Annotated in this window: 12 protein-coding genes and 1 pseudogene; 7 read left to right on the plus strand and 6 right to left on the minus strand. The window is 75.2% G+C overall.

The features are described from left to right. Nucleotides 1-117 precede the first annotated feature (117 nt). Nucleotides 118-1,179, plus strand: a complete 1,062-nt coding sequence (locus tag ACFWJO_RS16480) for a LacI family DNA-binding transcriptional regulator (protein ID WP_386865606.1) — start codon at nucleotides 118-120, stop codon at nucleotides 1,177-1,179. A 117-nt stretch (nucleotides 1,180-1,296) separates the two neighbouring features. Here ACFWJO_RS16480 and ACFWJO_RS16485 read toward each other — a convergent pair whose 3' ends face one another. Beyond that, nucleotides 1,297-2,931 (minus strand): amidohydrolase, encoded by a 1,635-nt coding sequence (locus ACFWJO_RS16485; RefSeq protein WP_386865608.1) that lies wholly within the window; start codon nucleotides 2,929-2,931, stop codon nucleotides 1,297-1,299. A 125-nt stretch (nucleotides 2,932-3,056) separates the two neighbouring features. Between ACFWJO_RS16485 and ACFWJO_RS16490 the strand changes: the two genes are divergently transcribed. After that, nucleotides 3,057-3,767 carry a TetR/AcrR family transcriptional regulator gene (locus tag ACFWJO_RS16490; protein ID WP_386865610.1) on the plus strand — a complete coding sequence of 237 codons (711 nt, stop codon included), beginning with the start codon at nucleotides 3,057-3,059 and terminating at the stop codon, nucleotides 3,765-3,767. A 150-nt stretch (nucleotides 3,768-3,917) separates the two neighbouring features. Next, a pseudogene (locus ACFWJO_RS16495) lies at nucleotides 3,918-5,105 on the plus strand (exo-alpha-sialidase); the annotation flags it as partial. Here ACFWJO_RS16495 and ACFWJO_RS16500 read toward each other — a convergent pair. The 5 genes from ACFWJO_RS16500 to ACFWJO_RS16520 all read right to left on the minus strand — a co-directional run bounded on the left by ACFWJO_RS16500 (nucleotide 5,106) and on the right by ACFWJO_RS16520 (nucleotide 10,801). Beyond that, complete coding sequence (locus ACFWJO_RS16500) at nucleotides 5,106-5,312, minus strand: cold-shock protein (RefSeq protein WP_386865612.1); 207 nt, start codon at nucleotides 5,310-5,312, stop codon at nucleotides 5,106-5,108. Between the two features lie 157 nt (nucleotides 5,313-5,469). Further along, complete coding sequence (locus ACFWJO_RS16505; protein WP_386865614.1) at nucleotides 5,470-6,513, minus strand: M4 family metallopeptidase; 1,044 nt, start codon at nucleotides 6,511-6,513, stop codon at nucleotides 5,470-5,472. A gap of 210 nt (nucleotides 6,514-6,723) precedes the next feature. Continuing rightward, nucleotides 6,724-8,034: a glycoside hydrolase family 6 protein gene (locus ACFWJO_RS16510; protein ID WP_386865616.1), complete on the minus strand. Its 1,311-nt coding sequence runs from the start codon at nucleotides 8,032-8,034 to the stop codon at nucleotides 6,724-6,726. A gap of 149 nt (nucleotides 8,035-8,183) precedes the next feature. Continuing rightward, nucleotides 8,184-9,044, minus strand: coding sequence for a glycosyltransferase (locus ACFWJO_RS16515; protein WP_386865618.1), 861 nt, complete (start codon nucleotides 9,042-9,044; stop codon nucleotides 8,184-8,186). Between the two features lie 422 nt (nucleotides 9,045-9,466). Next, nucleotides 9,467-10,801: a hydrolytic protein gene (locus tag ACFWJO_RS16520; protein WP_386865620.1), complete on the minus strand. Its 1,335-nt coding sequence runs from the start codon at nucleotides 10,799-10,801 to the stop codon at nucleotides 9,467-9,469. A gap of 272 nt (nucleotides 10,802-11,073) precedes the next feature. On the opposite strand from ACFWJO_RS16520, the gene ACFWJO_RS16525 reads away from it, so the two are divergent. The 4 genes from ACFWJO_RS16525 to ACFWJO_RS16540 all read left to right on the plus strand — a co-directional run bounded on the left by ACFWJO_RS16525 (nucleotide 11,074) and on the right by ACFWJO_RS16540 (nucleotide 18,284). Continuing rightward, the gene (locus ACFWJO_RS16525) at nucleotides 11,074-11,763 is read left to right on the plus strand and encodes a response regulator transcription factor (protein WP_386865622.1); all 690 of its coding nucleotides are present in this window, start codon (nucleotides 11,074-11,076) and stop codon (nucleotides 11,761-11,763) included. A 241-nt stretch (nucleotides 11,764-12,004) separates the two neighbouring features. After that, nucleotides 12,005-15,178: a hypothetical protein gene (locus ACFWJO_RS16530; protein WP_386865624.1), complete on the plus strand. Its 3,174-nt coding sequence runs from the start codon at nucleotides 12,005-12,007 to the stop codon at nucleotides 15,176-15,178. After that, a complete protein-coding gene (locus ACFWJO_RS16535) occupies nucleotides 15,175-15,948 on the plus strand; it encodes a DUF4255 domain-containing protein (RefSeq protein WP_386865626.1) in 774 nt (257 codons plus the stop codon). The genes ACFWJO_RS16530 and ACFWJO_RS16535 overlap by 4 nt, the downstream gene beginning before the upstream one ends. A gap of 65 nt (nucleotides 15,949-16,013) precedes the next feature. Next, entirely contained in the window at nucleotides 16,014-18,284 is a 2,271-nt protein-coding gene (locus ACFWJO_RS16540; RefSeq protein ID WP_386865628.1) for an ATP-binding protein, read from the plus strand. Nucleotides 18,285-18,413 lie beyond the last annotated feature (129 nt).

The following is an 18,413-nucleotide window of genomic DNA, read 5'->3' on the forward strand; positions in this document are numbered from 1 at the left end:
TGTAGTGACGGGGGCTGGTGGGGGGAGGAATGGAGCGAGTATTGATGCGGGAACGTTCCCGCACAAGAGTCTGCGGGAACGGTTTTGCAGAGGTCGGAGAGGTGGCAGCATCGGACCGTGACCACACGTGAACGGCCCGGAGGGCATGCCGGACAGAGCCGCGGCCGGGCGGCCGCGCCCCGGGTACGGCTCGTCGACGTCGCCCGCGAGGCGGGCCTCTCGAAGACGACCGTGTCGGCGGCGCTCAACGGCACGGGGCGGCTCTCCCCCGCCGTGCGGGAGAAGGCGGTCGAGACCGCGCGCCGCATGGGCTACCGGCCCAACGCCACCGCACGCCAGCTGCGCGCCGGGCGGGCCCGGCTGATCGGCTACGTGGTCGGCGAGTTCGCCGGAGAGCCCTGGACGTACCTCGACTCGCCCTACTTCGCGCAGCTCACCGGCGCGACGGCCGCCGCCGCACTGCGGCACGGGTACGCCCTGGTGATGCTGCCGGCGGGAACGCTGCAGCGGGAGTGGGCGGACCTGCCGCTCGAAGCGGTCATCGTGGCCGACCCCGTCGAGGACGACCCGTTGGTGGAGGACCTCCTGGCCGCCCGGATCCCGGTGTTCAGCGACGCGTCGGTGGCGGACCGCCCGGGAGCGCACTGGGTCGACGTGGACACCGGCGCGGCGGTACGGGAGTCACTCGACCACCTGCGGGAGAGCGGGGCCGGGCGGCCCGCGCTCGTCCTGCCGGACAACACGACCCGCTTCCACCGCGAGGTGCTCGCGGCGTACCGCGACTGGTGCGGACGGCACGGTGCGGACGAACGGGTCACGCTGGTCGGGGAACCCGGGAACGGCCCCGTGGTCCGGGCGGTCGAACAGGCCCTGAGGACCGAGCCGCGCCCGGACGGACTCTTCGTCGTCGCCGAGGCGAGCCCGCCGCTGATCATGGACGCGGCGCGCCGGCTCGGCCTGGCGGTCCCGGCCGACGTTCGGGTGGTCTGCGTCAGCGAGGACGAGTCCGCCGCCCACGCCGACCCGCCGGTCAGCACGCTGAGCCTGCGTCCGGCGGACGTCGCCGAGGAGGGCATGGCGCTGCTGGTCTCCGCCCTGGAGGGTGAGGGCAGCACGCCTCCGGGAGTGCTGCTCACCGCCCGGCTCCAGGTGCGGGCCTCGTCCGGTCATCAGAGCTGACCTCCAGGTCAGGGTTCAGGGCGTGCGCCCGTACCCACGTGGGCGGACACGAGGGCAGGCCCCCGCGCCGACCGCCCACGGGTGTGAGGGCGTCTCGGGTGGCCGGGCGCCCGCCGGTCAGGACGCGTACACGCGCTCCCCGCCGACGAACGTCTGCTCCACCGTGGCCGAGGCGATCTCCTCGGGCGGGCCGCTGAGGATGTCACGGTCGAGCACGACGAGGTCGGCGAGGTGGCCGGCCCGCAGGCTGCCCGCGTCGTCGTGCCCGTTCACATGGGCGGAGCCGGCCGTGTAGGCGGCCAGAGCCGTGGTGAGGTCGAGCCGCTGCTCGGGCAGGAAGACCCGCCCGTCGGTGGCCCCGGGCTCGGCGCGGTTGACGGCGACGTGGAGCCCGGCGAGCGGGTCGGGGCTGCTGACCGGCCAGTCGCTGCCGGCCACGAGGGTCGCCCCGGCCCGCACCAGGTCGCCGAACGGGTACTGCCAGGCGGCGCGTTCGGGCCCGAGGAAGGGGATGGTCAGTTCGTCCATCTGCGGTTCGTGCGCGGCCCACAGCGGCTGGATGTTGGCGAGCGCGCCGAGCCGGGCGAAGCGGGGGATGTCGTCGGGGTGCACGACCTGGAGGTGGGCCAGGTGGTGGCGGTTGCCGCGGCGGCCGTTGGCGGCGACGGCGGCCTCGATCGCGTCCAGGGCCTCCCGTACGGCACGGTCGCCGAGCGCGTGGAAATGGACCTGGAAGTCGAGGGCGTCGAGCTCGGTGACGTAGCCGCGCAGCGCCTCGGGATCGACGAAGCTCATCCCGGTGTTGGTGGTGGCGCAGCCGCAGCCGTCGAGGTAGGGGCTGGTCATGGCGGCGGTGAAGTTCTCGGCGATGCCGTCCTGCATGATCTTGACCGATCCGGCGCGGAACCGGCCGTGGCTCAGCTTCTCGCGCCGGGCGACGAGTTCGGGCAGCTGCTCGGCACCGCGGAGGCGTTCCCACCACAGTGCGCCGGTGACGCGGGCGGTCAGGGTGCCGTCCAGGGCGGCGGCGACGTACGCGTCGGACGGGTCGGGCTTGCCGCTGAACTCGCCGAGCAGGGCGTCCTGCCAGCCGGTGATGCCCAGCGAGTGCAGCAGCGCCTGGGCGCGGAGCAGGCCGGCGACCCGGTCGGCCGTGGTGCTCGGCGGGACGAGCCGCGAGACCAGGGCCGACGCGCCCTCCTGGAGGACGCCGGTGGGCACGCCGTCGGCGTCGCGCTCGATCCGGCCGTCGACCGGATCGGCGGTGTCGGCGGTGATCCCGGCGAGTTCCAGGGCGCGGGAGTTGACCCACGAGCCGTGGTGGTCGCGGTTGACCAGGCAGACGGGCCGGTCGGCGACGACCGAGTCGAGCAACTGCCGGGTGGGCAGCCCGCCTTCGAAGCTCTCCAGGGACCAGCCGCCGCCGGTGATCCACTCGTGGTCGGGGTGCGCGGCGGCGAACTCGGCGATGATCGTGCGGTATTCGTCGACGCCCGTCGTGCCGCTGAGGTCGCACTCGGCGAGTTCCACGCCTCCGTACACCGCGTGGATGTGCGCGTCCTGGAAGCCGGGTATCAGCAACTTCCCCTTCAGGTCCACGACTTCGGTCCGGGGACCGATGAGGTCGCGCACCTCGTCGTGACCGACGGCGGTGATCCGCTCGCCGACCACGGCGAGGGAACCGGCCCGGGTGCGGGCCGGGTCGCCGGTGAAGACGGGACCACCGGTGAAGACCAGGTCGGCCGTGCTCATCTGGGTACTCCTGGAGGGTGAGGGGAGCCGGCACGGACGGCCGGTACGAGGTGCGTCATGCAACCTCCGCCGCCACCCGAACGTCAAGGCTGTTGTCGTAAGGCTCCCGCCGATAGGGTCCGGCCATGGCAGAACGAGTGGTTCCGGAGCACCGGCGGCAGCGCCGCCGCCCCACCAAGCAGGGCACCGTGCTCTCCGAGCGGGTGATCGTCGAGACCGCCCTGCGCCTGGTCGCCCAGCACGGGGCGGACGCGCTGTCCGTACGCCGCCTCGGCGCCGCCCTGGGCGCGGACCCCAGCGCGGTCTACCGCTACTTCCGCAACACCGACGACCTGCTCCTCGCCCTCGCCGACGAGATGGTGGGCCGGGCGCAGGCGGGCTGGCGGGCAACCGGCGAATGGCGGGCCGACCTGCGGGAGATCGCACGGCGCATCCATGCCGCGTACCTGGCGAACCCGCAGGTGGCGGCGCTCGCCGCGCACCGCACGACCGGCCGCGAGCACGAGACGCGGGCCGTGGAGTCGATCCTCGGAGTGCTGCGCGGGGCGGGCTTCCCGGACGGTGAGGCGGTGCGGATCTACCACGCCTTCGTGGACCAGGCGCTGGCCTTCGCCGCCCTGGACGCCGCCGCGCTCGCCCTGCCGGAACCGGCCCGGCTCGCGGACGAGCAGGTGTGGCACGCGGCGTACGGCAGGCTCTCGGCCGACACCCATCCGCACGTCGCGGCGACGTTTCCGCTGCTGGCCGCCGACATGCGGGGCAGCGGGCACCCGTTCGCACTGGAGCTGCTGCTCGACGCGGTGGGCGCGCGGCTGGCGGCGCACGGCCGGGGCTGAGCACCGGGCACGGCCGGGGCTGAGCGCCGGGCACGGCCGGGGGCTGATGCCGCCGCGGGAGCGACCCGTTCACCCCGGCTTTGCCCGCCGACTTCCCGCCCTTCCACGGACGTTGGGCGGCCCGACGCCCCGTCCGTGTGCGGTGTCCGCATGCGACGGTGGCGGTGGGGTGGGGTGCCGGTGGTGGCCGGTCTGATCCTGGGCGCGGTGGCGGCGGACGCCCCGGCGGGCGCGCCCCGGTGCGCCTCCTCGGTGCCGTACGTCTCCGGAACCGGCGGCTACGCGGTCTACCGCATACCGGCCGTCGTCCGCACCCCGGCCGGGACGCTGCTCGCCTTCGCCGAGGGGCGGGTGCACGGCGCGGGCGACTCGGGCGCCGTGGACCTCGTGCTCCGGCGTTCGGCGGACGGCGGCTGCACCTGGGGGCCGCTGGCGGTCGTCGCGCCCGGTCGCGGTGACACCCGGGGCAACCCGGCACCGGTGGTCGATCCGCGCAGCGGTGACGTGGTCCTGCTCTCCTCGGGCAACGACGGCGACGTGACCGAACGCGCCGTGCTCCAGGGCGCGGTGGGTCCCGAGCGGGGCCGGCGGGTGTACGTGCAGCGCAGTGCGGACGACGGGCGCAGCTTCTCCGCGCCCCGGGACATCACGTCCTCGGTGAAGCGGGACGGCTGGCGCTGGTACGCCACCGGACCCGGCCACGCGATCGCGCTCACCCACGGCCGCCACGCCGGCCGGCTCGTCGTCCCCGCCAACCACTCGGCCGCGCCTCCCCCGGGCTCGCCCGACACCGGGCGCGAGCCGCGCTACTACGGCGCTCACGCCCTGTACAGCGACGACGGCGGTCACCACTGGCGCATCGGCTACGCCGACGCGTCGTACGAGGGCACGGTCAACACCAACGAGTCCACGGTGGCCGAACTCCCCGACGGCGGGCTCTACTTCAGCGCGCGCGACCAGCACGGCACCGGCCCCGGCAACCGCGCCGACGGCCGGTCGGCCGACGGCGGTGCCACGCTCGAGCGGCCCTACGCGCCCACGCCCGGCCTGGCGGACGTGCCGGTCGTGCAGGGCAGCCTGCTGTACGTGCCGGGGCGGCCCGGCCTGCTGCTCTTCTCCGCGCCGTCCGTCCCGGGCCGCCGCGCCGCGGCGGCCCTGTGGACCAGCACCGACGGCGGCCGCACCGTCGTCCGCGCGCTCACGCTCTCGTCGCGCCCGGCCGCGTACTCGGACCTGGTGCGGGCGGACGCGGGCACGGTCGGCGTGCTGTACGAGACGGGGGTGGCCGGCCCGTACGAGTCGATCGTCTTCCGCCGCGTCCCGCTGTCCCGGCTCGGCTCAGGGACGGATCTCCTGGGCCTCGAAGCGGCCGTCACCGAGGACGAGCACGAAGGAGACCTGCTGGCCCTCGGACAGCGCGTGGCCGCCCTCGATGTCGTCGGTGCGGAAGAACACGGGTTCCTCGGAGTTGAGCGGTAGGACGAAGCCGTATCCGGCCGCCCGGTCGAAGGACGTGACGAAGCCGACGCTCCTGCCCGTCTCCATGAGGGGGCTCCTTTCCGTCGCGAGGGGGTGTCTGTAGTCGATACCCCCTGCGCCGTCCGGGATCCCACCGGGGCGGCCGGCGGATCACCCGCCGGGCCGAACCCCGGGCGCCCGCCGGCGGGTGCCGGGTTCGGCACCCGCCGGCTCAGGGCCGTCCTCAGACCCCCGGGATCTCGCGGGCCCGGAAGGCGTCGCGGACCGCGTCCGCCGCGCCCTGCCCGTACATGGCGCGCGCCGTGGCGATCGTCTTCGCCGCGGCGTCCGCGAAGGAGGTGTCGGGGGCGAAGCCGAACTGGGCGTTCACGATGATCCGGTCGGCGGTCCTGGCGCCGAGCGCGCCGCGGATGTCCCACAGCGCCCGGGACCAGATCTCGCCGTCGGCGTGCACCTCGCCGGTCCGGTCGGCGTACACCTTGTCGCCGTCGACCGTGCGCAGGCAGTGCGGGGCCCTGCTGTACGAGACGGAGTCCCAGTCGGCCACGCAGGCGGGGTTCGCCTTCACCGGCCAGCCGTAGCGGGCGGCCGCGGCGTTGCCGACCTCGACGGCCAGGTAGTCGCCGAAGGCCTCGCCGATCGCACCGGCCTCGGCCGAGGTGCCGAAGCCGGGGACCTGGGCCTCGTGCACGGCGTGCCCGTACTCGTGCACGATCACCTCGGCGTCCTCGGCGTCGTCGACGCCGCCCTTGCCGAAGCGGATCTCGTCCTTCTTGTCGGTGAAGTAGGAGTTGTCCGAGCCCCACTGGTTGATGCGCACGGGCTGCGCGCGGTCGTTGGCGCCGGGCAGTTCGCTGCCGAAGCCGAGTCCCTGCAGGTACTCCTGGGCCTCGTTGACCCAGAAGTACGCCATGACCTGCTCGAACTGGTCGTCGCTCCGGTCGTACGAGCCGGCCTCGGCGGTCTTCGCCGAGGCGCCCGTGTCGGAGCGGACGTACGCCCAGCGGCCGGAGAGCCCTCCGCTGCCGTCGAGACCGCGGAGTTCCACGGTGGTGTACGCCGAGCCGGGCACCGCGCCGGCGGCGTCCTTGGCGTCGGCGAGCGACTGGTCGCCCGTGGACTGCACGGGGTTGACCATGAAGACACGGGCCTGCGGTCCGGCGGCGACGGGGGTGTTCCCCGAGGCCGAGGCCGACCCGGCCGGAGCGATCAGCGCCACGGTGGCGGTGGCCGCGGCGATCAGGCCGCGGGATGTGCGGCGAGCCATCAACGTCCTCCCGGTAAGGGATGCGAGGGAGCGGGGGGTGGTGTGGTGCGGGCGTGATCATCGCGCAGGGCGGGGCCCCGCGTCGAGAGCCCGTTCGAAGAAGGCCGCGCCGCGAGGGCGACATGAGGGCGACCTGCGCACGTGGCCCGCCGATCGCCTTCGAGGGCGACGTGCGGGCCACGGGTTCCAGGCGGTGAAGGCCCCGGTGCCTCAGGGCAGGAGTGCGGGCTCGGCGTCGCGGGCCAGCGCGTGCGCGAAGTCCGGCCACCAGGCGCCGGCGGGCGGGTCGACGACCCCGTACACCGGGTCGGCGGGACCGGCCGTGCCGCGGGTGCAGCTGCCGTCGGACTCGCCGATCGTCTTCACGTACAGGTACGCGTCGACGAGGGGCGTGCCCGTGTCGGCGGTCGGGCGCGGACCCATGCCGCGGCCCGGCGGGTTGCACCAGGTCTCCGGGTCGGCGTAGGTGCCGGCGTCGGGCTGCCAGGGGCCGCGGCCGTTGCGGCTGGTGTCGACGACGAAGTGGGTGAGGTCGGCGATGGAGGGCTGCCCGGCCGACTGGTCGTACCAGGCGTCGGTCCAGTGCCAGGTGGTCGGGTCGTCGGCGGAGACCGCGTTGCCCGGCCGGCCGTCGTTCGGTGCGGCGGCGGAGTAGTACTGGCTCGCGCACCAGTCGGTGTGGCCGCGGCCCCACTCGGGGCCCTCGGTGGCGAACCAGACGCACCGGGAGACCCAGGTGCCGTAGCGGGTCTGGTGGTCGGTGGGCTGGAAGTTGGACACGTTGAGCGAGAAGCCGTCGGCGCGGGCCACGCCCGCGTCGATCAGCCGCCGGGCCATGTCGCCGACGGCACGCCACTGGCTGTTGCCGGCGTCGAGGTAGACGGCCGTGCCGGGCCGCTGCTTGAGGGTGGTCACGGCGAAGCCGAGGTCGGCGAGGCGGGCGCTGGTCAGCTCACCGGTGGGGTCGACCGAGCCCGCGCAGTCCTCGGGCAGGGCGGCGAGGCCGTCGGGCTCCAGGACCACGACGGCCGGGGCGTCCCCGACGCCCTCGGCGAGCGCGGTGATCCACTCCCGGTAGGCGGCGGAGGACGTGGCACCGCCGTGGGAGTAGAGACCGCAGTCACGGCCGGGCACGTTGTACGCGACGAGCACCGGCACCTGCCCGGCGGCGCCGGCCCGTGCGACGAGGTCAGCGGCTTCCGCGCGGACCTCCGCGGGCGTGCCTCCGGTGAACCAGGCGGCCTGCGGCAGTCCGGCGAGCCGGGTCATGTTCGCCGCGTCGTCCGTGTCGCCGGCGGCGGCGTCCACGGCAGCCTGCCGTGCGGCCCCGCTGTCGGGGTCCACGTAGAAACGGGTCGCGGGCGTGAGCGGCCCGGCGCCCTCCGCCGCCTCCGCCGCCACCGCCGCCGTCCGCTCCTCGGCGCGGGCCGTCGGCACGACGGTGCCCGTCCAGGCGGTGCAGACGGCGAGCGCGAACGCCGCGAGCGCGGCGGCGCGTCGTCCCGGGATCCGGTACGTCATGAGTGGGCCCTCTCTCGGCGTGATCATGTGCAGCCTAGGCGCCGTTGATCACGCGCGGGCGGGAACGGCCCGATCCCCTCGGGTGGCCGCCGGCCCGGGCCGACCGCCCACTGCCGACCGCCCACTGCCGACCGCTCACTGCCGACCGCTCACTGCCGGCTGCTCTCGTCCCTGAGCCAGGTGGCGAAGTCTCCCGCCGCGACCGCCTTGCGCGCGCCCCTGCGCGCGGCGAGCGCCGCCGAGAGGAAGACGACCATGGCGGGGAGCAGGGTCGGGTCCGCGCGCAGCAGGGCGCGCAGGTCCGACATCCCGGTCCGGGCGGAGGGCTGCGGGGTTCCGGCGGCGGAGGAGGCGCCCTGGTGGGCCTCCAGCTGGGCCGTCGACGTCGCCGCCCTGATCCTGCGGCGGATCAGGTCCGGCCAGGTGCGGGGCGGACGGACGACGACGCGGGCCGCGGGGATCACCGCGCGTTCCGCCGGGGCGAAGGCGAGGGAGGCGGCCAGGTCGTCGGCCATCAGCGGCGGGAGCGCGGCGAGCCGGGCGTGGCCCTCTGCCGACATGGCGATCACTCCGCGCCCGAACAGGCCTTCGCGTACCGCCGGAAGCCGCTGCCAGACGCGGTAGTAGGCGCGCACCCGCCAGGAGCAGCCCGTCATCGGGAGCTCGCGCGCGGGCGCGGCGGCGAGCACGGCGCCGGGTCCGGAGAGCGCCGCGCTCAGGGCGCGTACGTCGGCGGCGCCGAGTTCGACGTCGGCGTCCACGTACAGCCGGGGAAAGCCCTCGGCGTGCCGGTCGCCGAGGCGCAGCGCCTCGTGCTTGGACGGGACGGGCGTCTCGACGACGCGGACCCGCGGGCCGCGCGCTGCGGCGACGCCGGCGGTGTCGTCCGTACAGCCGTTGCACACGACGAGGATGTCGAACTCCCGCTCCGCGGCGCCTTCCAGAAGGCGGTCCAGGAGCCGGCCGAGGGTGCGCTCCTCGTTGTGGGCTGGGATCACGATGCTGGGCACCGGGCCAGTATGACCACGGCGTCCCGCCCCAAGAGGCCGTTTCCGGCAGGGGAGTTCATCGGCTTCGGCTCGGCACGGCTCGGCACGGCTCGCTTCGGCTAGCTCCGGCTCGCCACGAGGGTGTCGGCGTCCCGCGACAGGAGCGACAGGAGCGACAGGAGCGACAAGCCCGACAGGCCTGACGAGCCCGACGGGTCGGGGCGGGACGGACGAAGGCACGTGATCCGGTCTTCCTGGATCGCGTGCCGGACGGTAAACGGCGGAACCGAAGTCCGCCGTTTTGACGTTTTTTCCGTACGAACACATGTCCGCAAACCGGACAGCTCCTCGCCACCGGGGAGCCGTCGCCTTCCGGTCAGCGCCGTTGCGTGCGGCTTGCATGTTTACGGATCCGGCTCCGAGGATGGGCCGTGCCGCCCGGTTCACCTGAGGTCGCTGAGCACTCCGCTCACGTTCAGGACCTCGTGGCACTTCTGCGCCTGCCGCCCGGTGGCCGGGGTGCCCGGCTTCGCACAGGTCACCTGGATGGTCACGGTCTGGTTCTCGACGATCCTGATGGGGGTGACCCAGTGGTAGTCCTGGTTGCGGAAGGTCTCCAGCGCGATCGTCGTGATCTTCCGGTCGCCGAAGGCGATGGTCATCACGCCTTCGTCTCCCTGGAAGTTGGCGACAACGATGTCCGTGATACCGAACGCCTTGTCCTTCGGCACGGTGTAGGTGCCGGTCTCGGTCCGGCCGCCGGAGGTCTCCAGGTCGATCGTGGTCGAGCCCTGCTGCCCGCCGCCGGAAGCGGAACCGGTGCCGCTGCCGGTGCCCGTGCCCGTGCCGTCGCCGGCGCCGGTTCCGCCCGGACCCTGCCCGGTGCCGCCGGGCCGCCTGCCCTCGCCGGTCCCGGTGGAGGGCGGCGCGCTGGGCTCGGCGCCGGGGGCCGGCCGCTTCTGGACGAGTTCGTCGGCGGCCTCCTTGGCGGTGCTGCGCACCGCCGGGCGGACCAGCGCGAACCAGGCGATCAGCAGCGCGAGCAGCGCCGCCAGGACCGCGAGCAGCCACCTCGGGAAGACCGGGATCTGGACGAACTCCGCGTCGAGCGGCGCCCGGACGAGGGCCGGGTCCTGCGCCTCCTCGGTGTCCCGCTCCTCGGTCACGTCCAGGGTGAAGGGCCAGGTGACCGGCGTTCCGAACCACACGGGCCGGCCCGTCCGGACGCGCAGCCCCACCTCGGCGGACTCCCCCGGCTCGAGCGACCGGTCGGCGGGATGGAAGTCGAACTTCAGCTCCTCGCCCGGCTGTCCGGCCGTGAAGCCCAGCCGTACGGGCGCGTTGCCGTCGTTGCGCACCGCCAGCCGGTAACGCCCGCGGAGCCAGCCGCGGCGGCGGCGCGGGGCGACGGCGGTGCGCAGTTCCCGGAACTCCTCGACGTGCACGACGGTCTCGGGGACCCGCACCGCCTCGGGGTGCTCGGTGGGCAGCACGCGTACGGCGAGGGGCAGGTCTCCGGCCCGCACCTGCGGCGAACGCGGCGGCGCCAGCCGGATCGTCACCGTCTCGGAAGTGCCCGGATACAGCGAGACCCGCTCGGGTTCCACCGTCGTCCAGGCGGCGCAGTCGCCGACCACCTCCAGGCCGTACGCCTCGACGATGTCGCCGTCGTTGCGCACGGTCAGGCTGGTGGTCGCGGTGCCGCCCGGCGTCACGGACACCCGCGGGATGTCGGGCGCGGGCGTGCCAGGGCTGGAAGAGGCTGCTGGGGACGTCACCCCTCGACGCTATCGACGGCGCACCCGGCGCCTGAACGGACCGGAGGGCAACGCACCGGGCAACGGCGGTGCCCCGGAGGTCCGGCCGCGCTCCGGCCGGCTCCGCGCGCCGGAACTCTCCCGACCCGTTCCGCATCTCCCCAGGGCGCGTCCGGCTCCGCAACCGCATCTCCCCGGAGCCCGTCCGGCTCCGCATCTCCCCGGAGCCCGGTCGGCTCCGGTCCGCCGGACGCCCCAGCCCCCCACAATGTCTCACCGAACAGGGAACGCACATGACACAGGATCAGCACGGCGACACCCTCTCCTCGTCCGGCACGGTGACACCGCCCCGTGCGGGACGGCGGATCTCGGTGGCGGTGTACGCCGCCGATCCGGTGCTCCACGTCGGCGTGGTCCACCAGCTGCGCCAGCGCCCGGAGCTCGAACTCGTCGCCGAGGGGCGCCCGGAGGGCGCGCAGGTGTCGCTGGTGGCCGTGGACAGCGTGGACGACGAGACCGTGGCGCTGCTGCGGCGGCTGCGGCAGGACCCGCGCACCTCCACCGGCCTGGTGGTCGGCACCTTCGAGTCGGGGGACGCCCTGCAGCGGGCCATCGAGTGCGGAGTCACGGCAGTGCTGCGGCGCGCCGAGGCGGACCAGGACCGGCTGTTACGGCTGGTGCTCGCGATGGCGAAGGGCGAGGGTGTGCTGCCGGGCGATCTGCTCGCCCGCCTGCTGCAGCACGTCGGCAGCCTGCAGCGAGCGGCGCTCGACCCGCACGCCTCCTCGTTGTCCACGCTCACGGCGCGCGAGGCGGACATGCTGCGGCTGGTGTCGGAGGGCCTGGACACGGCGGAGATCGCGCGGAAGACCTCGTACTCCGAACGGACCGTCAAGAACGTGCTGCACGAGGTGATCACGCGACTGCAGCTGCGCAACCGCACGCACGCCGTCGGCTTCGCCCTGCGCAACGGTCTGATCTGAGCGACGACGCCGGCGAAAGCGACGGCCACGGCGACGACCGCGACAGCCACGACGACTGCGACGCCACGGTGCGGACGCCGGCGAAGGCGGCCGTGGCGCCGGCCGGGCGCCGGTGCCGCGGCTGCCCGAAAGCGCACCGCGCGTTTCCCCCGGGTGCGGCCCCGTGGCCCTGCCCGGCGGGCCCGCCGGCCCGCAGGGTGGCACACAGGACTGTGATGCACCGGACTGTGAGGTGACCCTGATGAGCACGGGTGGCTCCGGTGGCCGGCGGTACCGCTGGGGAAGGGCCGCGGCACCGCTGCTGCTGTTGGTTCCCCTCCTCGCGGTGACGGCGGCCTCCGCCCCGGACGAGGCGCAGGCGGGCCCTCGGGCCGCCGCGGCCGGTGAGGGCCGGATCGCGTTCGCCGGCACCCGGCACCGCAGCCTCGGCCGGGTGACCACGGAGACCAAGAGCACGCCCCTGTTCGGGCCGGGCCCGGCCCACATGGACGTCCAACCCGCCGCGCTCGGCGACCGGTTGGTGTTCGCCAGCCGCCGCGACGAGCCGGCCCCGCAGATCTACCTGCGGACCGCCGACGGCGCGGTCCACCGGCTGACCAGCGGTCTCGACGCGGCGAACCCCCGGCTGACCCCGGACGGCCGCGCGGTCGTCTTCGACGCGGCACCGCGTGAGGGCGGGCAGCGCGACATCTGGCGGGTCGGCACGGACGGTGCCGGACTCACCCGGCTGACGGAGACCCCGGCGAACGAGGTGCACCCCACGGTCTCGCCCGAGGGCGGGCGCCTCGCGTACGTGAGCGACGCCGACCCGGTCCTCGGCCGGCAGGTGTACGTGCGTCCGATGGACGGCGGCGCCGCCAGGCTGGTCAGCGACCCGACCCAGGGGACCGCGTCCGAGCCGGTCTGGAACCCGGTGGACGACGCCGAGAACCGGGACGTCATCGCGTACACCGCGACCGGCCCCGACGGCCCGCGGCTGAAGTGGACCGACGGGGTGAACAAGGGGCAGCTCCTGTCGGGCGCGCAGGCGAGGTGGCGGACCCACGGGGCAGCCTGGCTGCCCGACGGGGACGGTCTGCTGTTCCTCAGCCCGGACCGCACCTGCGACTGCGAGGGCGACTGGAACCACGTCTTCCGGGTGGACGCCCACTCGGAGGCCACCCCGAAGGTGGAGCTGAGCGAGGACCGGGAGATCAGCGAGGTCACCTGGCTCGGGCCGGTGACCGGCGGCGGCGCGGTGGTCGAGCGCACCTCGGCGGCCGGTCCGCACGTGGTCACCCTGCAGGACGCCCGCCCGGACGGCTCGGATCCTCGGGACCTCGGCGTGGAGATCCTGAAGGAGGACCCGGCCGCCGACACCAACACCGACCCGGCCGAGGACCCGCTGTTCCGGCCCGCCGCCGGCTCCGACCCGTGGACCGAGCGGCAGAGCTACACCCCCGACGGGCGCCGGATCGTCGTGACCCGGTTCGAGGGCACCGCCGGCCGGCGGATCGAGCGGATCTGGATGGTGGACGCCGACGGCACCAACGAGGCGCCGCTGCCGCTCGCCGGGCGCGGCCCCGAGGACCGGGACACCGACCCGGCGTTCTCGCCGGACGGACGGCTCCTCGCCTTCACCCGCATGTCGCCCGCCGGGTCCGACGGGACCGGCGGAGCCGACGGCGTCGCCTGGACCAGCCGCATCCTCGTCGCGGACGTCGCCACGGGAGCGATCCGCGGCGAAATCGTCCCGCCGGCCGGTCAGCCGCGGGGTGGTGACGCCCAGCCCGCCTGGTCCTCCGACGGCACCACCCTGGCCTTCACCCGCAACCTGGTGATCAACGGCAACGGCGGGAACAAGCACGTCTGGACGGTGCCCGTGGACCGGCTGGACCGGCAGCGGGACCTGAGCGCCGCGATCTGCCCGGGTGACTGCGAGGTCATCGACGACAGCCCGGCGTTCTCGCCGGACGGCACCACCATCGCCCTCAACCGCAAGAGCGGCGGCGGCCGCCTCGACGAGCGCAACGGCATCGTGCTCACCTCCCTCACCGGCGACACCTGCCGCGTGCTGCTGCCCGCGGCCGCGCGCGACGTGCCGGGCGCGTGCGGGCGCGAACTGCCGGAGAACCCCGGCCCGTTCCAGCCCCGGGACGCCGCCTGGACGGCCGACGCGAAGAGTCTGATCGTCAGCGTCCGGCCGAAGCGCGCACCCAACAGCCCGGAGAAGCTGAAGAGGGTGGACGTGGCCACCGGCGAACTCGTCCCGGTCACCGTCGACCTGCCCGGCCGCCAGAAGGAACCGGCCGTCCAGCAGTCCGTCGACCTCGCGGTCGAGGCGCCCGCGACCCTTCCCCCGGTGACCGCGGGCGAGACCGCGACCGTCCAGGTGAACGTCGTCAACCACGGCCCGGCGGCCTCACCCGGCACCCGGCTGACCGTCGCGCCGCCCGCCGGCCTGACCGTCACCGCCCTCACCGCGCCCGGCGCCGCCTGCGATCCGACGGCCCTGACCTGCGTCCTCGGCACCCTGCCACCGGGCACCACGGTCCCGGTCACCGTCACCTTCACCGGGCTCGTCCCGGGCGACCAGCCGGTGGACTGGACCGTCACCGGCACCGTCCTCGACCCCAACCCGGGCGACAACACCGGCCGGACGGTGGTGCCGGTGCGCGAGGCACCGACGCCGACCCCGACCCCGACCACCCCGACACCCACGCCCCCCACGCCGTCCACGCCGACGCCCCCGAAGCCGACCACCGCGCCGCCCCCGCCGCCCGCCCCGCTCGCGGGACCCGGAGTGCGGGTCACCGCCCAGCCGAACCCGGGTTACGTCGGCGGCCGCGTCGTCGTCACGTACACGGTCCGCAACGGCCGGGACGCCCTCGCCACCGGACTGCGGCTGCGCGTCGGCCTGCCCCCGGGGATCCCCCACGACGGTCCGCCACCCGGCTGCGACGCCTCCTGGTCGTGCGCGCTCCCCGACCTGGCGCCCGGCGCCGGCGCCGTCGTCCAGGTCGTCCTGCGGCCCGACCGCGCGCTCACCGGCCGCGTCACCGGCCGGCTCACCACGAGCGGCACGGACGCCGACCCCGGCGACAACACCGCACAGCGGCGCATCCGGATCCTCCAGCCGAGGATCGTCGCCGTGCCGCCGATCGGCAAGCCCGGGTTCGTCACCTCGGTGCGCGGGAAGGACTTCCCGCCCGGCGTGCCCGTGAAGCTCACCTGGAAGCCCGGCATCACGGCAGCGGCGGCGCCGACCGTACCGCGACGGGACGGAACCTTCGCGGGGCAGCTGCTCATCCTCACCAAGGACCGGACCGGCCCCCGTACCATCACCGCGAGCGGTCCCGGCTTCTCGCCGGTGACGACCGACTTCCTCGTGGTGAGCGGCACGGTGCAGCCGCCGGACACGGTGACGCGCCGATGATCCACGAGGTCGACGAGGGACTGCGGCGGCTGCTCGCCGCGTCCGGTCTGGAGGCGTCGGGCATCGACGTCGTCTTCGACGCGCCGACGCGCGACTGGGCGGCGCGCCGCAGCGCGCCCACGGTCTGCGTGTTCCTGTACGACGTCCGCGAGGACCACACCCGGCGCGGCACCGGGGCCGGCGAGGTGTACGACGCGGAGGGCCTCGTCGTCGCGCGCCGCACCCCGCCCCGCTGGTTCGAGCTCACCTATCTGGTGACCGCGTGGGCGGGCCGGCCCCAGGACGAGCACCGGTTGCTCTCCGAGGTGCTGTCCTGCCTCGTGTCGCACGACGCCGTGCCGCCGGAGCTGCTCGACGGCACGCTCGCCGAACTCGGCCTGCTCGTCCCGCTCGAGGTCGGCGGCACCGATGCGGACGCCCCGGCCGCCTCCGACGTGTGGTCGGCGCTCGGCGGCGAACTGCGGCCGTCGATCGGCCTGCGGGTCCGCGCCCCGCTGGCCGGCGTCACCCGGAACACCGCCCCGCCGGTCACCGAGGGCCTCGTCATGCGCTCCGGACCGGGGCTGCGGCCGGGGATGCGGGGCGATGAGGGGATGCGGGGCGATGAGGGGGTGCGGTACGAGCCGGGCCACGACACGGGCGGCAGCGACGAGCAGCACCGGCTGCGGTACACCGAGCTGGACGAGCCCGCACCGGGCCAGGGCTTCGGCGCTCCCCGGGAGCGGCGTCCGGTGCCGGCCCGCCGTCGCCGGGGAGGACGTCAGCGGTGACAGGCAGCGCGCCGTCCGCTGGGGATTCCGTGTCCGCAGCCGGTTCCATGTGCCTGGGGAGTTCCATGTCCGCACCCGTACGTGAAGAGGCACCGGCACCAGCTGGGGCTACGGATCCGGCTGAGGCTACGGATGCGGTTGCGGCCGGGACCGGGGCTGCGGCACCGGCACCGGATGACCCCGCCCGCTACCTGTGGACCCGGCTGCAGCTCGTCGAGGAGCGGGTGCGGCAGGCGGTCGCGGCGCGGCAGGCCGTCGACCCCGACCCGTACGACCCCTACCGCGGCCAGTACCTGACGCCCGAGGCGGTCGCCCGGGTGCTCGACCCGCCGTACGACCCCGAGCTGCCCGCCCTCGCGCCGGCCGGCCCGCCACCGGGTTCGCCGCTCGCGGTCCTGGCCGGCCGGTTCGGGCTCGCGCCGCTGGACCTGGACCTGCTCCTGGTAGCCCTCGCGCCGGACCTGGACGCCCGTTTCGAGCGCCTCTACGGCTATCTCAACGACGACCTGACGCGCCGCCGGCCCACCGTCGGGCTCGCGCTGGAACTCGTCGGCCGCGCCGGGATCCCCTCGGCGCGGTTCCGGCTGTCGCCCGGCGCGCCGCTGGTCGCGGGCGGTCTCGTGGAGGTGACCGAGCCCGAACGACCGCCGCTGTCGCGGGTGCTCGTCGTCCCCGACCGGGTCACCGCGCACCTGCTCGGCGACGACGCGCCCGACCCGAGCCTCGCCGTGCTGCTCGGCGGGCGCGCCGAGGACCCGGCCGCCGATCCGGCCGCCGACCCGGTGGAGCGGGACCGCGCGGTCGCCGCGCTGCGTACCGGCACCGGTCACGTGCATCTGCGGGCCGCCGGCGGCGACGCGGCCGGCCTCGCCTCCGCCGCGCTGCGGGCCGCCGGACTGCCCGCGCTGTGCCTGGACGCGGGGGTGCTCGGTCACGACGAACGGGCCGTACCCGCTCTCGCCCTGGCCGTCGCCCGGGAGGCCCGGCTGACGGGCGGGGGCGTGGTGATCGGCCCGTTGGAGGCGCTGCCCGACCGGCCGGGCGTACGGGGCCGGCTGCTGCGCACGATGTGCGCCGCCCTGCGCGGCGTGCCCCTGCTCACGTACGGCACGAGCGGCTGGGAACCGGCCTGGGCCGCCGACACGCCCGTCACCCTCGCGGTGGCGGCGCCCGCGCCCGGGCGCCAGGCCGAACGGTGGCGGCACGCGCTGGAACGGGCCCTGGCCGAACTCGCCCCGTCCGGGTCGCCCGGATCACCCGGATCCGGCACCCCGGCCGGCCCGACCGCGCCCCGCGACGCCGCCGCGCCGCACCCGTACGGAGGAACTCCGGTCGCGACTTCCGACGTCGAGGCGCTCGCGCTGTCCGTGGCCGCCCACCGTCTGGACGCCGGGCAGCTGCGGCGTGCCGCCGGGGCCGCCGTCCGCGCGGCCGCGCTCGACGGCCGTACGGTGTCACCCGACGACCTGCGCACGGCCGTCCGCGGCCAGAGCGGTGCCGGTCTCGCCCGGCTCGCCCGGCGGGTGGAACCCGCCGTGGGCTGGGACGACCTCGTACTGCCGGCGCCCGCCCACCGGCAGCTGCGCGAGCTGGCCGTGCGCGCCCGTCACCGCGACCAGGTGCTCGGGCAGTGGGGGATGCGGCCGGGCGGTGGGCGCGGGCGCGGGGTGATCGCCCTGTTCGCGGGCGCCTCCGGCACCGGCAAGACCATGTCAGCCGAGGTCGTCGCGGCCGATCTGGGCATGGACCTGTACGTGGTGGATCTGTCGACGGTCGTCGACAAGTACGTCGGCGAGACGGAGAAGAACCTGGAACGGATCTTCACCGAGGCCTCGTCGGTCAACGCGGTGCTGCTGTTCGACGAGGCGGACGCGATCTTCGGCAAGCGCTCGGAGGTGAAGGACGCCCATGACCGGCACGCCAACGTCGAGTCGGCGTACCTGCTGCAACGGATGGAGTCCTTCGACGGCATCGCCGTCCTGACCACCAATCTGCGGGCCAACCTGGACGAGGCGTTCACCCGCCGGCTGGACGTGATCGCCGACTTCCCGGTGCCCGACGCCGCCCAGCGGCTTGCCCTGTGGGAACGCTGTCTGGGCGCGCGGCTGCCCCGCGCGGCCGACCTCGACCTGGACTTCTGCGCGGAGCGCTTCGAGCTGGCCGGCGGCAGCATCCGGGCCTGCGCGGTCACCGCGGCCTACGCGGCCGCCGCGGCGGGCGGCCCGCTGACCATGTCGCAGCTGGTGACGGCCGTCGCCGAGGAGTACCGCAAGCTGGGCCGGCTGGTCCTGGCGGGCGAGTTCGGCCCGTACCTGGCCGAGGTCACGCGGCGCTGAGACCGGCACGGAGCACGGACACCGCGAGCGGGTCGCGGGAGTCGAGGGAGCGGGGGCGGGTCCGGGGTGCGGGTCGCGGGAGGCGAGGGAGCGGGGGCGGGTCCGGGGTGCGGGTCGCGGGGGCGGGTC

Source organism: Streptomyces sp. NPDC127092 (genome assembly GCF_042722475.1).
Classification (GTDB): domain Bacteria; phylum Actinomycetota; class Actinomycetes; order Streptomycetales; family Streptomycetaceae; genus Streptomyces.

Excerpts from the sequence above, each read along its gene's own strand:
- ACFWJO_RS16530 (WP_386865624.1), top strand. The coding sequence starts at position 12,005 with ATGAGCACGGGTGGCTCCGGTGGCCGGCGGTACCGCTGGGGAAGGGCC.
- ACFWJO_RS16525 (WP_386865622.1), top strand. The coding sequence starts at position 11,074 with ATGACACAGGATCAGCACGGCGACACCCTCTCCTCGTCCGGCACGGTG.
- ACFWJO_RS16510 (WP_386865616.1), bottom strand. The coding sequence starts at position 8,034 with ATGACGTACCGGATCCCGGGACGACGCGCCGCCGCGCTCGCGGCGTTC.
- ACFWJO_RS16535 (WP_386865626.1), top strand. The coding sequence starts at position 15,175 with ATGATCCACGAGGTCGACGAGGGACTGCGGCGGCTGCTCGCCGCGTCC.
- ACFWJO_RS16505 (WP_386865614.1), bottom strand. The coding sequence starts at position 6,513 with ATGGCTCGCCGCACATCCCGCGGCCTGATCGCCGCGGCCACCGCCACC.
- ACFWJO_RS16500 (WP_386865612.1), bottom strand. The coding sequence starts at position 5,312 with ATGGAGACGGGCAGGAGCGTCGGCTTCGTCACGTCCTTCGACCGGGCG.
- ACFWJO_RS16540 (WP_386865628.1), top strand. The coding sequence starts at position 16,014 with ATGTCCGCACCCGTACGTGAAGAGGCACCGGCACCAGCTGGGGCTACG.
- ACFWJO_RS16485 (WP_386865608.1), bottom strand. The coding sequence starts at position 2,931 with ATGAGCACGGCCGACCTGGTCTTCACCGGTGGTCCCGTCTTCACCGGC.
- ACFWJO_RS16490 (WP_386865610.1), top strand. The coding sequence starts at position 3,057 with ATGGCAGAACGAGTGGTTCCGGAGCACCGGCGGCAGCGCCGCCGCCCC.